This is a genomic window from Cellulomonas carbonis (assembly GCF_014636275.1).
GTDB lineage: Bacteria > Actinomycetota > Actinomycetes > Actinomycetales > Cellulomonadaceae > Actinotalea > Actinotalea carbonis.
On the sequence record NZ_BMEB01000002.1, the window covers coordinates 657,682 to 674,564 of the forward strand.

General features: G+C 75.3%; 17 protein-coding genes and 1 riboswitch. Of the genes, 9 read left to right on the forward strand and 8 right to left on the reverse strand.

Translation table 11 applies throughout. The annotated features are described in order from the left end of the window. Entirely contained in the window at window positions 1–1,104 is a 1,104-nt protein-coding gene (locus tag IEV86_RS08200) for a right-handed parallel beta-helix repeat-containing protein (protein ID WP_043602668.1), read from the reverse strand. 250 nt (window positions 1,105–1,354) lie between these two features. Next, window positions 1,355–1,464, forward strand: a riboswitch (SAM riboswitch). A gap of 299 nt (window positions 1,465–1,763) precedes the next feature. Between IEV86_RS08200 and IEV86_RS08205 the strand changes: the two genes are divergently transcribed. Both IEV86_RS08205 and IEV86_RS08210 read left to right on the forward strand, forming a co-directional pair. Beyond that, window positions 1,764–3,209, forward strand: a complete 1,446-nt coding sequence (locus tag IEV86_RS08205; protein ID WP_043602672.1) for an LLM class flavin-dependent oxidoreductase — start codon at window positions 1,764–1,766, stop codon at window positions 3,207–3,209. Between the two features lie 104 nt (window positions 3,210–3,313). After that, entirely contained in the window at window positions 3,314–3,505 is a 192-nt protein-coding gene (locus IEV86_RS08210; protein ID WP_043602674.1) for a hypothetical protein, read from the forward strand. Between the two features lie 86 nt (window positions 3,506–3,591). Here the strand turns inward: IEV86_RS08210 and IEV86_RS08215 are convergent, their stop codons facing one another. Together IEV86_RS08215 and IEV86_RS08220 are read right to left on the reverse strand one after the other, a co-directional pair. Further along, window positions 3,592–4,008 (reverse strand): ChaB family protein, encoded by a 417-nt coding sequence (locus IEV86_RS08215; protein WP_043602724.1) that lies wholly within the window; start codon window positions 4,006–4,008, stop codon window positions 3,592–3,594. 115 nt (window positions 4,009–4,123) lie between these two features. Then, entirely contained in the window at window positions 4,124–6,466 is a 2,343-nt protein-coding gene (locus IEV86_RS08220; RefSeq protein WP_043602726.1) for a glycoside hydrolase family 65 protein, read from the reverse strand. A gap of 135 nt (window positions 6,467–6,601) precedes the next feature. Between IEV86_RS08220 and IEV86_RS08225 the strand changes: the two genes are divergently transcribed. Next, window positions 6,602–7,537 (forward strand): PfkB family carbohydrate kinase, encoded by a 936-nt coding sequence (locus IEV86_RS08225; protein WP_188484618.1) that lies wholly within the window; start codon window positions 6,602–6,604, stop codon window positions 7,535–7,537. 87 nt (window positions 7,538–7,624) lie between these two features. Further along, window positions 7,625–8,941, forward strand: a complete 1,317-nt coding sequence (locus IEV86_RS08230) for an MFS transporter (protein WP_229734553.1) — start codon at window positions 7,625–7,627, stop codon at window positions 8,939–8,941. A 53-nt stretch (window positions 8,942–8,994) separates the two neighbouring features. Here the strand turns inward: IEV86_RS08230 and IEV86_RS08235 are convergent, their stop codons facing one another. Both IEV86_RS08235 and IEV86_RS08240 read right to left on the reverse strand, forming a co-directional pair. Beyond that, window positions 8,995–9,156 carry a hypothetical protein gene (locus tag IEV86_RS08235; RefSeq protein ID WP_188484619.1) on the reverse strand — a complete coding sequence of 54 codons (162 nt, stop codon included), beginning with the start codon at window positions 9,154–9,156 and terminating at the stop codon, window positions 8,995–8,997. Window positions 9,157–9,228: 72 nt separating this feature from the next. Continuing rightward, a complete protein-coding gene (locus tag IEV86_RS08240) occupies window positions 9,229–9,774 on the reverse strand; it encodes a hypothetical protein (protein WP_188484620.1) in 546 nt (181 codons plus the stop codon). 111 nt (window positions 9,775–9,885) lie between these two features. Here IEV86_RS08240 and IEV86_RS08245 point away from each other — a divergent pair, with 111 nt between their 5' ends. Both IEV86_RS08245 and IEV86_RS08250 read left to right on the forward strand, forming a co-directional pair. Further along, window positions 9,886–10,614: an AIM24 family protein gene (locus tag IEV86_RS08245; protein ID WP_043609602.1), complete on the forward strand. Its 729-nt coding sequence runs from the start codon at window positions 9,886–9,888 to the stop codon at window positions 10,612–10,614. Between the two features lie 249 nt (window positions 10,615–10,863). Then, window positions 10,864–11,322, forward strand: a complete 459-nt coding sequence (locus tag IEV86_RS08250) for a hypothetical protein (protein WP_152605776.1) — start codon at window positions 10,864–10,866, stop codon at window positions 11,320–11,322. Window positions 11,323–11,376: 54 nt separating this feature from the next. Here IEV86_RS08250 and IEV86_RS08255 read toward each other — a convergent pair whose 3' ends face one another. Next, complete coding sequence (locus tag IEV86_RS08255) at window positions 11,377–11,571, reverse strand: hypothetical protein (RefSeq protein WP_043609597.1); 195 nt, start codon at window positions 11,569–11,571, stop codon at window positions 11,377–11,379. A 174-nt stretch (window positions 11,572–11,745) separates the two neighbouring features. On the opposite strand from IEV86_RS08255, the gene IEV86_RS08260 reads away from it, so the two are divergent. Both IEV86_RS08260 and IEV86_RS08265 read left to right on the forward strand, forming a co-directional pair. Continuing rightward, entirely contained in the window at window positions 11,746–12,309 is a 564-nt protein-coding gene (locus IEV86_RS08260; RefSeq protein ID WP_043609594.1) for a hypothetical protein, read from the forward strand. 405 nt (window positions 12,310–12,714) lie between these two features. Beyond that, window positions 12,715–14,703 carry an ATP-dependent metallopeptidase FtsH/Yme1/Tma family protein gene (locus IEV86_RS08265; RefSeq protein ID WP_052426524.1) on the forward strand — a complete coding sequence of 663 codons (1,989 nt, stop codon included), beginning with the start codon at window positions 12,715–12,717 and terminating at the stop codon, window positions 14,701–14,703. A gap of 4 nt (window positions 14,704–14,707) precedes the next feature. On the opposite strand, the gene IEV86_RS08270 is transcribed toward IEV86_RS08265, so the two are convergent. Continuing rightward, window positions 14,708–15,469, reverse strand: a complete 762-nt coding sequence (locus IEV86_RS08270) for an endonuclease/exonuclease/phosphatase family protein (RefSeq protein WP_043609589.1) — start codon at window positions 15,467–15,469, stop codon at window positions 14,708–14,710. A 57-nt stretch (window positions 15,470–15,526) separates the two neighbouring features. Here IEV86_RS08270 and IEV86_RS08275 point away from each other — a divergent pair, with 57 nt between their 5' ends. Further along, on the forward strand, window positions 15,527–16,105 hold the full coding sequence (locus IEV86_RS08275) for a hypothetical protein (RefSeq protein WP_043609586.1): 579 nt from the start codon (window positions 15,527–15,529) through the stop codon (window positions 16,103–16,105). A 65-nt stretch (window positions 16,106–16,170) separates the two neighbouring features. Here the strand turns inward: IEV86_RS08275 and IEV86_RS08280 are convergent, their stop codons facing one another. After that, complete coding sequence (locus IEV86_RS08280; protein ID WP_052426523.1) at window positions 16,171–16,845, reverse strand: ArsR/SmtB family transcription factor; 675 nt, start codon at window positions 16,843–16,845, stop codon at window positions 16,171–16,173. Window positions 16,846–16,883 lie beyond the last annotated feature (38 nt).

Consider the following 16,883-nt stretch of genomic DNA (forward strand, 5'->3'; position numbering starts at 1 on the left):
TCACGACCGGGGTGCGCACACGACGCCGACGCACTGGGGCTCGGTCCCGTTGCGCCACGCGGTGTTGCCGCCGCCGTCCACCGCGCCCGGCGCGTGGATGCCCCAGCGGGTGTTCCGGACCGCGGAGTTGTCCTGGACCGTCGTGCCGCCGTGGACCGCGAGGATCCCGTCGCCGTTGCGCGTGAACGTGTTGGCCTCGAGGTGGTTGGTGAAGAACGGGTCGTCCCCGTCGGCGACGTAGCCCACGCCGTTGCGGACGAACGTGTTCCCGACGACCGTCGAGCTCGACCACGAGAGCTGCACCGCCGTCCCGTTGTCGCGGAACGTGTTGCCGGTCAGCTCGACGGGCCCCCAGGACGTGAACGAGGCGACCGCGACCGTGTTCCCGACGAGCGTGCTGTCGCGCACGGTCGCCCCGAACGCGCGCGTGTCCACGCCCGTGCCGTTGTCGCGCACCACGCTGCGCTCGATCTCGCAGAAGGACTCGTCGCAGAAGAGGGCCGTCCCGTTCCGGACGACGCGCGAGTCCACGACGCGGATCCCGCTGGAGTTCATGTGCGCCGCGGTGCCGTTGTCCGCGAGCACCGACGACGCCACGTCGAAGAAGCTCACGAGCACGGCGCTCAGCCCCGTGCCGTTGTGCTCGACGTGCGACGACGTGATCGTGAACGTCACGCCGCCCGTGCCCCAGGCCGACGACGACCCGTCGATCCCCGTGCCGTTGTCGCGCAGGCGGACGCGGTCGACCGCCGTGGTGCCGCCCGCCCCCTCCTCGGACGCCGCGACCGCGATACCCGTGCCCCAGCCGTCGACGGTCCCGCGGCGGACGGACACGGCACCGTCGGCGGGGACGACGACGCCGCGGCCGTCCGCGTGGCCGGTCAGCCGGTGACCGCGCAGGTCGAGCGAGGCACCTGGCAGGAGCACCACGCCGTCGCCCGTGGTGCACGTGAGGTCGGTCGTCAGCACAGCGTCGGCCGTGACCACCGTCCCGCAGGCGGTGACGCGCTCGGCGGCGCCCGCGGGTCCGGCGAGGGCGACCGGCCCGACGACGACGGCGGTTGCGGTGGCGGCGAGCGCGACGGTCCTCGAGATGCTGCGCATGGGTGCCCCCTGGGTCAGGGCGCCACGCCGGCGGGGCGCCACCCGCCGAGTGTGCGCCTCACGGCCCGCCCGTGTCATCCCTTTCGTGACAGTTTGTCCTGATCGCGCGCACCGCGGGGCGGAGCCGCAGGGCCTGCACCTCCCCGCTGCGCCCGAAGCGCCATCCGCCGGTCGGGGACGGGAGCGTCGTCGCGACCGCATCGTGGACGACGTTGACGCGTCCCGTGAGACGCCCTAGCGTCCCGGACCAGGTCATGAGCGCCAGCGCCAAGCCCCGGCTCGCTGGCCGGCAACCCTCCTCGTCGTGGGGTGCTCCGGGTGAGGACCGGACCCGTGCGTCCGCACGGGTAAGGACGACCGAGGGGGACACCACCGTGCGAATGCGCAGCTGCCGGGACTGAGTCCCGGCACCCCGGCGAGCACGCCGGGTCGTCCCGCCGCGCCGCCGTCGTCGGCCGCGCAGGCGTCCGAGCCCTTCCCGAGCCCTTGTGGGCTCCACGGGCTCCCACGCGCCCTCCCACGTCCTCCGCCGGGCACCCCGTGCCCGCACCGGCTGCGGAGGGCTCCCCGCACGCGTGCCCCGCCGCGCACGTGCACGACTTCCACCGACGGCGTTGCCGCGCCGTCGTGCCCCGAGCAGCACACGGATCGGAGATCCCATGAGCAAGAAGCGCATCGTCCTCAACGCGTTCGACATGACCTGCGTGACCCACCAGTCGGCCGGCACCTGGCGCCACCCCGACAGCCGCGCGTGGGACTACAACACGCTCGAGTACTGGACCGAGCTGGCGAAGCTCCTCGAGCGCGGGCGGTTCGACTCGCTCTTCATCGCGGACGTCGTCGGCGTCTACGACGTGTACCGCGACACGGTCGCCGCGTCGCTCACGGACGCCGTGCAGGTGCCCGTCAACGACCCGTTCTTCCAGGTGCCCGCCATGGCCGCCGTCACCGAGCACCTGGGCTTCGGCGTCACGTGCGCGCTCACCTACGAGCAGCCGTACGCCGTCGCGCGGAAGTTCTCCACGCTCGACCACCTCACGGGTGGCCGGATCGCGTGGAACGTCGTCACGGGCTACCTCAACAGCGCCGCGATCAACCTCGGCTTCGACAAGCAGATGGGCCACGACGCGCGCTACGACCTCGCGGACGAGTTCCTCGACGTCACCTACAAGCTGTGGGAGGGCTCGTGGGACGACGACGCCGTCGTGCGCGACAAGGAGCGCGGCGTCTTCACCGACCCGACAAAGGTCCACCCGATCGGGCACAAGGGCGAGTACTACAGCGTCCCCGGGATCCACCTGTGCGAGCCGAGCCCGCAGCGCACGCCCGTGATCTTCCAGGCCGGTGCGTCGCCGCGCGGTCGCGAGTTCGCCGCCAAGCACGGCGAGGGCGTGTTCATCAGCCCCGCGACGACGACGCAGGCGCGCGCGATCGCCGACGACGTCCGGGCGCGCGCGGAGCAGAACGGGCGCTCGCGCGACTCCGTCAAGATCTTCACGCTGGTCACGGTCATCACCGCGCCGACGGACGAGGAGGCGCACGAGAAGTTCCGCGAGTACCTGTCGTACGCGTCGGCCGAGGGCGCGCTCGCGCTCTACGGCGGCTGGACGGGTGTCGACTTCTCGCAGCTCGACCCCGACCAGCCGCTCGAGGAGGTCGAGAACGACAGCCTGCGCTCGGCGCTGACGATGCTCACGACGATCGACCCGAACCGCGCGTGGACCCCGCGCGACGTCGTCGAGCAGCGCAGCATCGGCGGGCTCGGTCCCGTGATCGTCGGCTCGCCGACGACGGTCGCCGACGAGCTCGAGCGCTGGGTCGACGAGGGCGACGTCGACGGGTTCAACTTCGCGTACGCCATCACGCCCGGGACGTTCGAGGACCTCGTCGACCTCGTGGTGCCCGAGCTCCAGCGCCGTGGGCGGGCGCGGACCGAGTACGACGGCACGACGCTGCGCGAGAACCTGTACGGCCAGGGTCGGGTCCTCGCGGAGGACACGCACCCCGCGCGTCGGTACCACGGCGCGTTCACGGGCGGCGCGACCGCGGCGGACGGGACGCTCTCGTCGCGGATCTCCGAGGACCTCGCCGCGCAGCCGGTGTGAGGCGGCGTGGGACCTGCGGGGCCGGTCCGGGACCGGCCCCGCGGGTCCCTTCCGGGGCGGCTCATGATCGGCCAGGCTGGGTCCACCACGACCGAGGGAGCCCGATGACCCAGCCGCCCGACGCCCAGCCCGAGCTCGCCTGCCCCCTGTGCGGGTACCAGGGGTTCACGCGCCAGCACTCGCGCCAGGACTCGATGTGGGGCTTCACGTCGCACCGCATGACGTTGCTCATCTGCGACCGCTGCCGGTACGTGCTGCACTTCTACGACGGCAACTCGATCTTCGACATCGACTGACCGCGCGCGGAGGCCGGGCACGGCGGGGTCGCCCGCGCGGGTGGGTGGCGTCCGCCGCACGTGACGCGGCGGACGCCACCGGTCCGTCAGCCGGCCTCGCGGGTCCGGCGGCCGTTCTCCTTCTGGATCGCGTCGACCAGCTCGTCCTTGGTCATCGAGGACCGGCCGCGGACGTCGAGGCGGCGTGCGACGTCGTACAGGTGCTTCTTGGACGCGTTCGCGTCGACCCCGCCCTTGGTCTCGGCCCGTGTGCCGCGTCCGCCCTCGGCCTTGCGGTCCGACGGGCCCTTCTCGTCCTTGGGCTCCCAGTGGTCGCCCACCTTCTCGTGCGTGTGCTTGAGCGCCGAGTACGCGACCCGGTGCGCGCGCTCGGCGTCGCCGTACTCCTCGGCCGCCGCGTCGTGGGCCTTCGCGAAGGTCCGCTGCGCCTTGGCGTCGGAGCGCTTCAGGGTTCCGGGCAGCTCGCTCTGCTTGGCCGTGCCGGCCTTGGTCGTCTTCGGCATCGCGCCTCCCTCCACGGTCGCCGTCGGTCGACCCGGCGGCTCTGCCATCGTCGGTCGCGCGCGTCGGAGCCGCACCCCGAGCCGGGGCGCCCGCCACGGCGACCCGGCCCGCCGTTCAGCCGGGGAAGGGCCGGCGCAGCGGGCGGCCGGGCGGCTGCGCAGGGGCGTCGGGCACGTCACCGAGCGGGGGCACCGCGCGCACGGCGGTGGGCTCGTCGCCCGTGAGGACCAGCCGCTCGCCGTGGTGGTGCAGCTCGACCGGGCCGGCGTCGAGCAGGTGGTACGTCGCCTTCTCGGGCGTCACCTCGACCCGGACGCGGGCGCCGCCGTGCCGGACGCCGAACCGCAGGCCGCCGAGCGTCGCGGGCAGCCGGGGTGCGAGCCGGAGCCGGCCGTCGCCGCTGCGCAGCCCGCCGAACCCGGCGACCAGGCCCGACCACGTGCCCGCGAGCGACGCGACGTGCAGGCCCTCGTGGACGTTCCCGTCGAGGTCGTGCAGGTCCAGCAGCGCCGTCTCGCGGACGAGGTCGTGCGCGGCGCGCAGGTGGCCGACCTCGGCCGTCACGACCGCCTGCGCGGGTGCCGACAGGGACGAGTCGCGCACGGTGAGCGGCTCGTAGTAGGCGAGGTCACGGCGCTTCTGCTCGGTGCTCGCGTCGCTCGCGAGCCAGTGCGCGAGGACGACGTCGGCCTGCTTGACCACGCGCCGGCGGTACAGCTCGCGGTAGGTGTGGTGGTCCTCGAGCGGGTACTCGTGCGGGCAGGTCGCCGCGAAGTCCCAGGGGCCGTGGCCGGTGAAGCCCGCGTGCTGCTGCGTGACGCCCCGGTCCTCGTCGTACGGGACGGCCATCGCGTCCGCGGCCCGGGTCCACGCCGCGACCTCGTCGGGCCCGACGCCGAGCCGTTGCGCGGCGTCCGGGTGACGCCCGACGAGGTCGACCGCGGCGCGCAGGTTCCGGCGTGCCATGAGGTTCGTGTACGCGTTGTCGTCCACGAGGGCGCTGTACTCGTCGGGACCGGTCACGCCGTGGACGTGGAACGCGCCGTCGTCGGTGTGGTGACCAGCGGAGAGCCACAGCCGGGCGGTCTGCACGACCAGGTCGACGCCGACCTCGCTCTCGAGCGCCGTGTCGCCCGTGACGGCCACGTGGCGCACGACGGCGTCGGCCACGTCGGCCGCGATGTGCAGCGCGGCGGAGCTCGCGGGCCAGTAGCCCGAGCTCTCCGGCCCGGTGACCGTCCGCCACGCGAACGCGGCGCCGGCCAGCCCGAGCGTCCGTGCGTGGTCCAGGGCGACGGGCAGCGTCGAGTGACGCCACCGCAGGTGCGCGCGCGCCGCGTCCGGCAGGACGTGCGAGAGCAGCGGGAGCACGTAGGTGTCGGCGTCCCAGAAGGTGTGGCCGAGGTACCCCGTGCCGCTCAGGCCCTTGGCGCGGAGCCCTCCGGTCAGCAGGTTCGCCGCCGACTGCACGACGTGCAGGATCCCGAGCCGCACGGCCTGCTGGAGCTCGGGGTCGCCGTCGACCTCGACGTCGGCCCAGCACCAGACGCCCTCGAGCACGTCCCGGTGCTCGCGGTCGAGCGCCTCGGCCCCCGCCGCACGGGCGTCGTCGAGGACCTGCGTCGCGCGGCGGACCAGCTCGTCGTCGGCCGCGTCCCGCGACGCCGTGAACGCGACCAGCAGGTCCAGGTCGAGCGCGTCCCCGGGTGCGAGCCGCGCCGTGACCTCGGTCGTGTGCGCCTCGCCGGCGACCGTGCCGCCCGAGACCTCGACGTCGGCCATCACGACGACCCCGACCTCGCTGCTGGGGACGTGCTGGACGGTCCACGCGCGCGTGCCGGTGTGCTCGCAGGCCTGGCGGGTGCGCGCGTCCGACCCGTCGTCGGGCACGTGCCGGTCGCCGTCGTGCGGGTCGCCGGACCCCGCGCGCAGGGGGGACGCGTCGCAGCACGGGAAGAGGCCGAGCCGGACCTCGACCGCACCCCGGGCCGCGTCGTCGAGCACCCGGACCGCGTACCGGACGACGACGAGCTCGGGCCGGGCGAGCGACGCGTACCGCGAGCTCGTCACCTCGACCGTCGCGCCGGTCGGCGCCGCCCACCGGAGCGTGCGCGACAGCGTCCCCGTGCGCAGCGCGAGCACGCGCTGGTGCTGCGTGACGGTGCCGGTGCGCACGTCGAGCGGCGCCCCGTCGACCTCGAGGTGGACCGCCCAGCCGTCCGGGACGGCGAGCGCACGCTCCTGGGTGGACGGGTACCCGTACGCCTCCTCGCCGTGCTCGAGCGGGACGACCTCGTGGACGCCCGCGACCAGGGTGGCCTGGTGGACGGCCGGCGTCTGCTCGTCGAGCGCGCCGCGGACGCCGACCCACCCGTTGGCGACGGTGAGCAGCGACGCGGCGGCGGACGGGTCGTCGGCGAGGGGGTCCCGCAGGTGCCACGGGTCGGGGGTGACCATGGGCGACAGCGTCCACCAGCACGCGACCGCCCGCACGCCGTCGCGCGCCCCTCCCCGGGGCCGTGGGGCGCCGTCGTGCGCGCTCGCGGCGTGCTCCGGCTCGCGGGCCGTGCCGTGCTCGCGGAGGCTGGAGCCGTGGGCGGTGTCGTGGTGGTCGGGCAGGTCGCGCGGGACCTCGTGCTCGCGGTCGACCGGGTGCCCGACGGCGGCGGCTCCACGGACGTGACCCGCAGGATCGAGGTCCTCGGCGGCAAGGGGGCCAACCAGGGCGTGGGCTGCCGCCAGCTCGGGGCCGACGTCGCGCTCGTGGGCGTGGTCGGCGACGACGACGCCGGGCGCGCGGTGCTGGCGCAGGCCCGGCTCGACGGGCTCGACGTCTCCGCAGTCGTGCGGCGGTCGGGGACGACCACCGCGCTGCTGGTCGACGTCGTCGAGGCGGACGGGACGCGGCGGCTCCTCGAGCACGTGCCCGACGGCACCGGCCTGACCGCCGACGACGTGCGCGCGGCGGCGCCGGTCCTGCGACGTGCCGACGCGGTGCTCGTGCAGCTCCAGCAGCCGGCGGACTCCGTCGTCGAGGCGCTGCGGAGCGCCGACGACACGGGCGCGCTCGTGGTCGTCGACGGCGCGCCGGCCGACGACGCGGTACGGGCAGCGGTGCTCGAGCACGCCGACGTCGTCCGCGCGGACGAGGTCGAGGCGGCGGGGTTGCTGGGACGTGCGCTGCGGGGCGTCGACGACGCCGTGACGGCCGCGACCGAGCTGGTCGGACGGGGTCCGCGGGTCGTCGCGCTCGAGGTCGGCTCGGAGGCGAACGTCGTCGCGTGGGACGGCGGGCACGTCGTCATGCCGCTCCTGCCCACCGACCTCGTCGACCCGACGGGCGGCGGCGACGCGTTCGTCGCAGGTCTGACCGCCGCGCTCCTGGAGGGTGCGGACCCGGCGACGGCGGGGTGGTGGGGCTCCGCGGCCGCGGCGTCCGTGGTGGCGCGGCTCGGCGGGCGCCCGGCCCTCGACCGGGACGCCGTGGCGGCCGAGGCGGCACGCGCCCGCGGTGGGGCCGGCGGCTGACCTCGGGCCGCCGACCGGCGCGAGCGGCTGCGGGAGAATCGCGCGTCGGCCGAGCGTGCCGGCGTGGGCCGGCGAAGAGGGGTGGTCGTGACGCAGCGGGTCCGCAGCTGGCTGGACGAGCCCGAGGTCGTGCAGGCGCGTCGTCGGACCCTGGGGACGCTCGTCGCGGCGCAGGTCGTCGGGGCGCTCGGCGCGGGAGCCGGACCGTCGGTGGGCGTCCTGCTCGCCGAGGAGGTCACACGGTCGGAGGTGTGGGCCGGTGTCGCGCGCGCGTCGACGACGATCGGGGCGGCGCTCGTCGCCCTGCCGCTCGGCATGCTCGCGGCCCGCCACGGCCGACGGCGAGCGCTGGCGAGCGCGTGGTTCGCGGCGGGTGCCGGCGCGGTCCTCCTCGTCGTCGCGGCGGGCGCCGCGGCGCGCTCGGACGGCACGGCGGTCGCCGACGGCGTCTCGACCGCGCTGCTCGTCCTCGGCATGGCGGGCCTCGGCGCGGGGTCGGCCGCGGCCCTGCAGTCCCGGTTCGCGGCCACCGACCTCGCCGAGCCCGCGCACCGCGCGCGCAGCCTCGCGCTCGTCGTGTGGGTCGGCACCGCCGGCGCTGTCGTCGGGCCGAACCTCGGCGTGCCGGGTGCCGCGATCGAGCGGGCGACGGGCCTGCCGCCGTTCGCGGGAGCGTTCGCGATCGGCGCCGTCCTGCTCTCCGCGACCGGGGTGGTCGTCGCGGTGCTGCTGCGCCCCGACCCGCTGCACGTCCTCGCGCGCCACGCCCCCGACCTCGACCGGCCCAGCGGGGCGCCGCGGCTGCGTCTGCGCGGCGCGCTCGCGGAGATCCGCCGGGTCCCGTCGGCGCGGCTCGCGCTCGTCGCGCTGGTCGTCGCGCACGTCGCGATGGTCTCCGTCATGACGATGACCCCCGTGCACCTGACCCACCACGGCCACGGCGTCACGGTCGTCGGGCTGACCATCAGCCTGCACGTCCTCGGGATGTTCGCGTTCGCGCCCGTCGTCGGCGCCGTCGCCGACCGCGTGGGGCGGGTGCCCACCGTGGTGGCCGGTCAGGTGCTGCTGCTCGTCGCCGCGGCGGTGGGGGCCGTCGGCCGCGACTCGACGGCTGCCGTCGTCGTCGCGCTGCTCGTGCTCGGCGTGGGGTGGTCGGTCGTCACCGTGCCCGCGAGCGCCCTCCTGACGCAGGACGTCGCCGCGCCGGCCCGGCCGCTCGTCCAGGGCGTGAGCGACTCCGGGATGAACGCGGCGGCCGCGGTCGGAGCGATCGCCTCGGGGCCGGTGATGGCGGCGCTCGGCTTCGGGGGGCTCGCGGCCGTGACGGTCGCGCTTGTCGTCCCGGCGATGGCGGCCGTGCACGTCCTGCGCGGCCGGGCGCCGGCGCCCGGCCCGGCCGTCTGAGCCCGGACGTGCCGACGGGCGGCACCCGGGGAGGGTGCCGCCCGTCAGGATCGTCAGCGGTGCGTGCCGGGGCGCCCCTGGCCGCCGCGGCGGCTCACCCGCTGCAGCAGCTCACGCGCCTTCCGCTGGTTCTGGGGCTTGCTCATCTCGCGCTGCGCGACCTTGAGCGCCTTGACCGCGATGCCGCTCTTGATCGCCTTGCCGAAGAATCCCATGGCGCTCTCCTGTCGGTGGGGACGTCTCGCTCCGACGGTACGAGCGGGTGGCGGGCTCCGCGACCTGGGGCCTCAGCCGTCCGACGACGCCCAGGACGGGGGCGGGGGCGGCGCGGCGGGGCCAGCCGGAGCCGCGGGTGGCGGCGTCGGCGGGGTCGGCGGGGTCGGCGCACCTCCGCCACCCGTGGGCGACGGCGTCCCGTGCGGCCCGGGGGGCGGTGGCGGCGGCGTGCTCGGCCCCGGCTGCGGCGCCCCCGCACCGGGAGGCGGCGGAGCGCTCGCGCCGCCCGGCGCAGGCGGCGCGCTCGCGGCCCCGGGCGGAGGCGGGAAACCGGCGGCGCCCGGTGCGGGCGGCGGGGCGGTGTGCAGGGCCCACGAGCGGATCGCCCCGCGGTCGTCGAGCGAGCGCAGCTCGCCGAGCACGCGGTCCCGCTCGCCGGGCGGCACGGGCCGGCCGCTGAGCTCGAGGTACGTGAGCACCCCGAGGTCGTGCAGGTACTTGTCGGCGTCGCCGCCCGAGGCGCCGCCCGGGCCGCCGAGCCCCGAGCTCGCGAGAGCCGTGTCGGCTTTCGCCGCCAGCTCGTTGGCCGCGGCCTTCGCCTTGTCGAGGAACCCCATCGTGACCTCCCGTGCGTCGTGTGCGAGCCGGCTGGTCGAGAGCCTACGCAGCGGGGGCCCGCGTCGTTAGAGTTCGAGCCGCCCAGCCCGACGCACACGAGGAGCACCACCATGCCGATCCACGGCTCGCTGTTCCAGGACTTCCGTGAGAACGCCTCGCAGGACCCGTTCTCGCTGCAGAACAAGAAGCTCCTCAAGATCCAGATGGGCTACGGCCCGGTCTGGGCCAAGACCGGCTCGATGGTCGCCTACCAGGGTGACGTGCGCTTCGAGAACAAGGGCTCGGGCGGTCTCGGCAAGATGCTCAAGCAGGCCGTCACCGGCGAGGGCGTCGACATGATGCAGTGCACGGGCCAGGGCGAGCTGTTCGTCGCCGACGAGGCCGCGGACATCCAGGTGATCTACCTCGAGAACGACATGGTCTCGGTCAACGGCGCGAACGTGCTGGCGTTCTCGTCCTCGATCCAGTGGGACATCCACCGCATCCAGGCCCGCGGGGCCGCGATGTCGGGCGGCCTGTACAACGTGTCGCTGCGCGGCACGGGCTACGTCGCGATCACCACGCAGGGCGAGCCCGTGGCGCTCGACGTCGCGTCCGCGCCGACGTTCGCCGACGCCCAGGCCGTCGTGCTGTGGACGGCCGGCGTCTCGATGGACATCCGGGTCGACACGGGCGGCCTCAAGTCGATGATCCGCGGCGGGACCGGCGAGACGTTCCAGATGGCGTTCGGCGGCCAGGGCTACGTCCTCGTCCAGCCGAGCGAGTCCGTCGTCGCGGGCGGGCACCAGGCGACCGGGCAGCAGAGCAGCGGCGGAGGCCTCGGGAACCTCTTCGGCTGACCCGCCGCGCAAGAGCCGCCACCGCGCCGACACAAGGTCGGTACAGGGCCCCCGTCCGCCGTCACCGCCGGCGCCGGACGGGGGCCCTGTCCATGCCCGCTCGACCGGCGCCCGAGGGACGTTCCACCGCTCGGACGTCGTGCGAGTGCCGCTCGGGATGCAGCCGCGTGCCCGATATGCCAGGTTTGCTCCATCCGGGTGACGTCGCGGGGGCGCGACACGACGGCGTGGGGGTGTCTGGTGCGGCGCGTGCTGCTGGGGGCGGCGGTGGTGCTGGGTGCGATGGTCGGGCTCGACCACGCGGCGCGAGCCGACGACGACGGGTGGGCGGCGCGCGTCGCCGCGGCCCCGCAGGCGCTCTTCGCGCCGGCCTACGACGTCGCCACGCAGGCGAGCATGCGCGGCCTGGCCACGACGCTCCGGTCCTACGAGGTGGCGAACGGGTCGCTCGACGGCCTGACGCCCGAGGACCTCGTCGCGTGGGGCTGGACCGTTCCGGAGACCATGGCCGTCACGGTGACGGTCGACGGGCACGACTTCTGCGTCGTGGCCCGCGACGTCCGGCCCGGCGGGAGCACGTTCCACGTGGCGTCGACGTCCGGGGCCGCCGGCTCGGCGCTCGCGGCCGGGGTGCATGCGGGGGACGACCACGAGCCGCTCGCTGCCGAGCCCGGCCTCCAGGTCGTCCGGGCGGCGCCGGGGCGCTGACCGGACCGAGGGCCCGCGGGCCCGGTGCGGGCGGAGCGGGTCCGGGCGAGCGGGTCAGGCGGGGACGGCGAGCCGCTCGCGCTCGGACGGCAGGCCGAGCTCGCTGACCGTCGCGGTGCGCTCGTCGCGGTCGAGCACGGCGAGGACTTCGACCCCGTCCTCGTCGACCAGCAGGACGACGGCCTCGCCGCACTCGCATGCCGGCTCGAGGCCGCCGTCGTCGAAGTACACGCAGATGTGCTTGCTCATGCCCCGACGGTAGGCACGACCACCGACACGATCGCCGGAGCGACACGCCACGGCGGCCGGCCGAGGGCGTCGACGTCCCCCAGCGCGCCGGGCGTGCGCCGCCCCCTGCGGCGTCCTACGGTCGAAGGAGCACGGTGCGCAGCGACGCGTTCTGCGCACGGGGAGGTGCCTGCCATGGGGTCGCAGGAGAAGGTCATCGCCGGTCTGCGGCGGTACTGGTCGACGCAGAGGTTCTCGCCGGACCTGCTGGAGCGGCTGCGGGAGCTCCCGCGGGCGGTGGTCAGGACACGGGCTCCCGAGGGCTTCACCGCCGTGAGCGTGAGCGCCGCGATGGTCGTCCGGGCGGCGCTCGACGGCGCGGAGCGCATCGGGTGGGTCGGCGACTCGCGCAGCCTCGTCCTGGCCGTCGGGTCCCCGACGCTGTCCCGGTCCATCCGGCTCATCACCGCCCGCCCGGACCGGGAGGAGCTCGCGACGCTCGCGGGCTGCCGCCACCTCGTCGTCGACACGTTCCGCGGCTGCCTCGGCACGGACCGCCGGGTCCAGGACAAGGTCCTGGAGCTCGTGCGGTCCGCCGACAGCGTCTACGTGATCACGCAGGGCGGCCAGGCCACGGCCGAGGGGGTGCCGCTGCGCGCGGAGTTCGGGTCCTACCCGGTGGTCGACTGCCGGCTCGAGCGCGGCGGTGACCGGCTCGAGGTCCGGACGAGCGACGAGCCCCCCACCCGGACCGGGTGAGGGGCTCGTCGGTGTCCGCTGTCAGAGGCGCACGCGGCGCGGGTTGCTCACGCTGATGAAGAGCTCGTCCTGCTGCTCGGCGCCCTGCTGGGTCCCATCGGTCGGCATGAACATCACTCCTCGGTCCTGGTCGGCGGTGGAACGGTGGTCGGGCTGGTGGGTCGTCACCGGCCCGGTGGCTCAAGTGTCGGCGACCGAGGTGACGCGCGCACTACCTGGGACCAACGTCCCGGTGTGATCTCCACCACCATGCGGTGACGCGCGCGAGGGGTTCGCGGCCCGCCCCCGGGGGCTCGTCGTCAGGCCCGCCGTCGGCCCGTCGTCGGCCGTCCGGACCGCGCGGTGCCGGATGTCGCTCATGGACGGCGGCTCATGACCCCGGTCGGTGCGGCCGATAGGCGGGGGGTGAACCCCGAGGACCTCACGAACCCCGCCCGGACCTCCGCGACGGAGCCGTCGGCCGTCGACGTGCGTGCCGGCCAGCTCACGGACCAGCTCACGGACCAGCTCCGCGAGCACCACGGCGCCGAGCCGCGCACCATCGAGCACACCGGTGACCCGGCGTCGCGCCCGGGCGGCGGCTCGTCCGGCGCGGCGAAGGAGCGGGCGTTCCGGCTCGGCCCGCGACCGACGCGGCGCCAGGCGCTCGTCGCGGCGGTCGTCGTCCTGCTCGCCGTCGGCGGCGCGGTCACGGCGGGCTGGCTCACGCGCGCCCCGGCCGTCGAGGAGGTCACGCTCACGCAGGCGCTCGGCCTCATCGAGGCCGGTGACGTCACCGCGGCCACGCTCGACGACGCGTCCGCGACCGTCACGCTGACGCTCGCACGAGGGGACGTGCGGGCCGCGTACCCGGCCGCCTACGCCGACGAGCTCACGACGCGGCTCGTCGACGAGGACGTCCCCCTCGCGACCGCCGCGGGCGGCTCGGACCTCGGGCGCGACGCGCTCATGACGCTCGGCCCGCTGGTCCTCATCCTCGGGGTGCTCGTCTGGGCGGTCCGCAAGGCGAGCCCCGCCGGCGCGTTCGGCGGCGCGAAGAAGAAGGCCCTCACCTCGGGCGAGGTGCCCGAGGTGACGTTCGCGGACGTCGCCGGCGCCGACGAGGCGGTCGACCAGCTCCGCGAGATGGTGCAGTTCCTGCGCGAGCCCGAGCGTTTCGAGGCCGTGGGTGCGCGGCGTCCCCGCGGCGCGCTCCTCGTGGGCCCGCCCGGCACGGGCAAGACCCTGCTCGCCCGCGCCGTCGCGGGCGAGGCCGGCGTGCCGTTCTTCGCGCTCGCGGGCTCGGACTTCGTCGAGACGTTCGTCGGCGTGGGCGCGCGCCGCGTGCGCGACCTGTTCGCGGAGGCCCGCAAGGCCGAGCGCGCGATCATCTTCATCGACGAGATCGACGCCGTCGGGCGCACCCGCAGCGGCGCCGCGACCAACGGCGGCGAGGGCGAGCGCGAGAACACCCTCATCTCGCTGCTCAACGAGATGGACGGCTTCGCGGGCTCGAGCATCATCGTGCTCGCGGCGACCAACCGCCCCGACATCCTCGACTCGGCGCTCACCCGCCCGGGTCGGCTCGACCGCCAGGTCCACGTCCCGAACCCGGACCGCCGCGGACGCACCCTGATCCTCCAGGTGCACGCGCGGTCCAAGCCCGTCGCGGACGACGTCGACCTGGTGCAGATCGCGCGGCAGACGCCCGGCATGTCCGGCGCCGACCTCGCGGCCGTCGTCAACGAGGCCTGCATGGAGGCCGCGCGCCGCGGAGCGACGCTCGTCGACGCGTCGTGCTTCCAGGCGGCCGTCGCGACCGTCGCGATGGGCCGGGCGCGCACGTCCGCGCTCGTCACCGACTTCGACCGCCGCGTGACCGCGTGGCACGAGGCCGGGCACACCGTCGCCGCGGCGCTCCTGCCCGACGCCGACGACCCGGTGTCGGTCACGATCGTCCCGCGCGGCCCTGCGGGCGGCGTCACGTGGATGAGCGGGAACGACGACATCTTCCTGCCCAAGAAGAAGGCCCTCGCGCAGCTCGTCGTCGCCATGGCGGGCCGCGCCGCCGAGGAGCGGCTGCTCGACGGCGAGCACACGCAGGGCGCGATGGGCGACCTCCAGCACGCGACGGGCCTCGCGACCGCGATGGTCACCAAGTACGGCATGACGGAGTTCGGGTACGCCCAGGTCGACGACGACACGCTGCGCGTCGGCGGTCAGGTCGCCGCGCAGGCGCACGCGCAGGTCGACGCGCTGCTGCGCGACGCGCACGCGACCGCGACGGCGCTCGTCGCCGAGAACGCGGAGGTGCTCGACGCCGTCGCCGAGGCGCTGCTCGTCGAGGAGACGCTGTCGGTCGGGCGCGTCCGCCAGATCGTCGAGGAGACGCGCTCGCGCGCCGTCGCGGCCTGACGGGTCAGCCGAGCGCGACGTCGACGACGAGCGCGCGGTGGTCGGACAGGCCGAGGTCGAGCGCCGCTGCCGACGTGGCGTGCACCGGGCCGTCGGCGAGGACGTGGTCGAGCTGCTCGACCGGGTCGCCCGTCGGGAACGTGGGCGCCGCGGCGAGGGGACGCCAGCGGCTCAGGCGCTCGGGGTGCGGCGGCAGCAGGTTGAGGTCGCCCATGAGGACCGCGGGCCGGGGCTCGTCAGCGACCGCGCGGACGAGCCGGACCAGCTGGCGCGCGTTCCACGCGGGGATGAAGGTCAGGTGCGTCCCGACGACGGTGAGGACGCCCTCGGGCGTCTCGACGACCGCCGCGAGGGCGACGCGGGGCTCGTCCTCGACGAGCACGGGGTGCGGTTGGTTCGGGAAGCTCACGGGCACCGCCCGGTCGAGCCGGGGGAGGGGGATCGCGCGCCACGCGCGGACCGGGTGCCGACTCAGCAGCGCGATGCCGTAGGCGGCCGTGCGCGGCTGGAGCTCGCCGGTGGCGGCGGTCCACACGTCGGGGGTGCCGGCGAGGGTCGCGGCGAAGCGGTGGTCCACCGCGCCCATCGCCTCCGCGGCGACGGCGGTCAGGTCGGCGCCGTGCGAGCGCGGCTGGTCGCGGTCGACCTCCTGGAGCGCGACGACGTCCGCGTCGAGCACCCGGACGGCGGCGGCGTAGCGGTCCAGGTCCACCGCGTCGTCGGCGGGGGACCGCCCGTGGAGGATGTTGAAGGTCGCGAGCCGCATCCCCGCGATTGTGTCGCTCGACCTGCACCCCCGCACCTCCTCGTGTAGACGTGGACCATGTCCGTGGAGCCGGCCCCCGCCTCGCCGAACCCCTTGCACGACGCGCTGCGGCTGACCGCCGTGGCGCTCGCCGAGTCCGGCATCCGCTACGCGCTCGTCGGCGGGTACGCGGCGTGGGCGCGCGGCGCCCCCGAGCCGAGCCACGACGCCGACTTCGTGATCATGGAGAAGGACCTCGAGGTCGCGCGCAAGGCGATCGCGGACGCGGGCCTCGACGTGCGCGAGCCGGCGGAGAACTGGCTCTTCAAGGCGTACCACCGCGACGCGCTCATCGACGTCCTCTACCGGATGTGCGGCGAGCAGGTCGAGGAGGAGCTGTTCGACCGGACGGACATGATCGAGGTGCTCGCCGTCCGGATGCCCGTGCTGAGCGCGACGGACGTGCTGTCCTCGCAGCTGCGCGTCCTCGGCGAGCACTACTGCGACTTCGCGCACCTGCTGCCGACCGCACGTGCGCTGCGCGAGCAGATCGACTGGGCGGTCGTCCGCCGCGCGGTCGACGACAACCCGTACGCCCGCGCGTTCCTGCACCTCGTGGGCGAGCTCGGCGTCGCGGAGGTCCCCGCCGCCGCCTGACCTGTGCCGTGCGGGGCGGGCTCCGTGCGCACGGCGACCGACGCGCACGGAGCGGCCGGCGCGCGTCAGTCGTCGAGCAGCGGGAACGCGTCGTAGTAGACGCGCACGAGCGGCTGACCCTCCCACGCCGGGTCCTCGCGGCGCTCGGCGCTGAGGCGGGTCCACGGCTCCATCGCCGCCATGAACGCGTCGTTCATCTCGGCGAGCTCGTCCGGGGTCAGGTGCAGCGTCGACTCCGAGTGCAGCGAGCGCCCCCAGGCCGGCGGGATCCTCTCGCGCGTGAGCCACCGGGCGAGCGCCTCGCTGCGGTCGCGCACGACCGTCGAGAGGAGCACGCGCGCCGCGCCCTCGAGCGCGGGGTCCTCGGCGACGAGCGTCGCTGCGTCCACCTGCACCGACGCGGACCGCCACCAGCGCTCGCGGCCCCGGTTGCGCTCGGGCACGTCGACGACCAGCCCGTGCCTGGCGAGCTGACGCACGTGGTAGCTCGTCTGGCCCGTGCTCTCGCCCAGCGCCTCGGCGAGCGTCGTGGCCGTCGCGGGCCCGTGGTCGTTGAGGTACCTGATGATCTGCATCCGCAGCGGGTGCGCGTACGCCTTGAGAGCCGACGGCCCCAGGCTCCGCGACGCCGACGGGTCCTCGTCGGGTGTGGCCGCGCCGACGGCGGGCCCGGGTGCGCCGTCGCCCGGCCGCGCGGTCTCGTCGTCGTTCGTGGGCTCGGACCTCTTGCGCTCGACCACTGTGCAGACCTACCTTTGCAAAGAACCTTCTGCATAGA

Bases quoted from the DNA above. Each gene is read 5' to 3' on its own strand.
- IEV86_RS08205 (WP_043602672.1), top strand. From the start codon at position 1,764: ATGAGCAAGAAGCGCATCGTCCTCAACGCGTTCGACATGACCTGCGTG.
- IEV86_RS08220 (WP_043602726.1), bottom strand. From the start codon at position 6,466: ATGGTCACCCCCGACCCGTGGCACCTGCGGGACCCCCTCGCCGACGAC.
- IEV86_RS08200 (WP_043602668.1), bottom strand. From the start codon at position 1,104: ATGCGCAGCATCTCGAGGACCGTCGCGCTCGCCGCCACCGCAACCGCC.
- IEV86_RS08240 (WP_188484620.1), bottom strand. From the start codon at position 9,774: ATGGGGTTCCTCGACAAGGCGAAGGCCGCGGCCAACGAGCTGGCGGCG.
- IEV86_RS08275 (WP_043609586.1), top strand. From the start codon at position 15,527: ATGTCCGTGGAGCCGGCCCCCGCCTCGCCGAACCCCTTGCACGACGCG.
- IEV86_RS08235 (WP_188484619.1), bottom strand. From the start codon at position 9,156: ATGGGATTCTTCGGCAAGGCGATCAAGAGCGGCATCGCGGTCAAGGCG.
- IEV86_RS08260 (WP_043609594.1), top strand. From the start codon at position 11,746: ATGGGGTCGCAGGAGAAGGTCATCGCCGGTCTGCGGCGGTACTGGTCG.
- IEV86_RS08215 (WP_043602724.1), bottom strand. From the start codon at position 4,008: ATGCCGAAGACGACCAAGGCCGGCACGGCCAAGCAGAGCGAGCTGCCC.
- IEV86_RS08210 (WP_043602674.1), top strand. From the start codon at position 3,314: ATGACCCAGCCGCCCGACGCCCAGCCCGAGCTCGCCTGCCCCCTGTGC.
- IEV86_RS08270 (WP_043609589.1), bottom strand. From the start codon at position 15,469: ATGCGGCTCGCGACCTTCAACATCCTCCACGGGCGGTCCCCCGCCGAC.
- IEV86_RS08245 (WP_043609602.1), top strand. From the start codon at position 9,886: ATGCCGATCCACGGCTCGCTGTTCCAGGACTTCCGTGAGAACGCCTCG.
- IEV86_RS08255 (WP_043609597.1), bottom strand. From the start codon at position 11,571: ATGAGCAAGCACATCTGCGTGTACTTCGACGACGGCGGCCTCGAGCCG.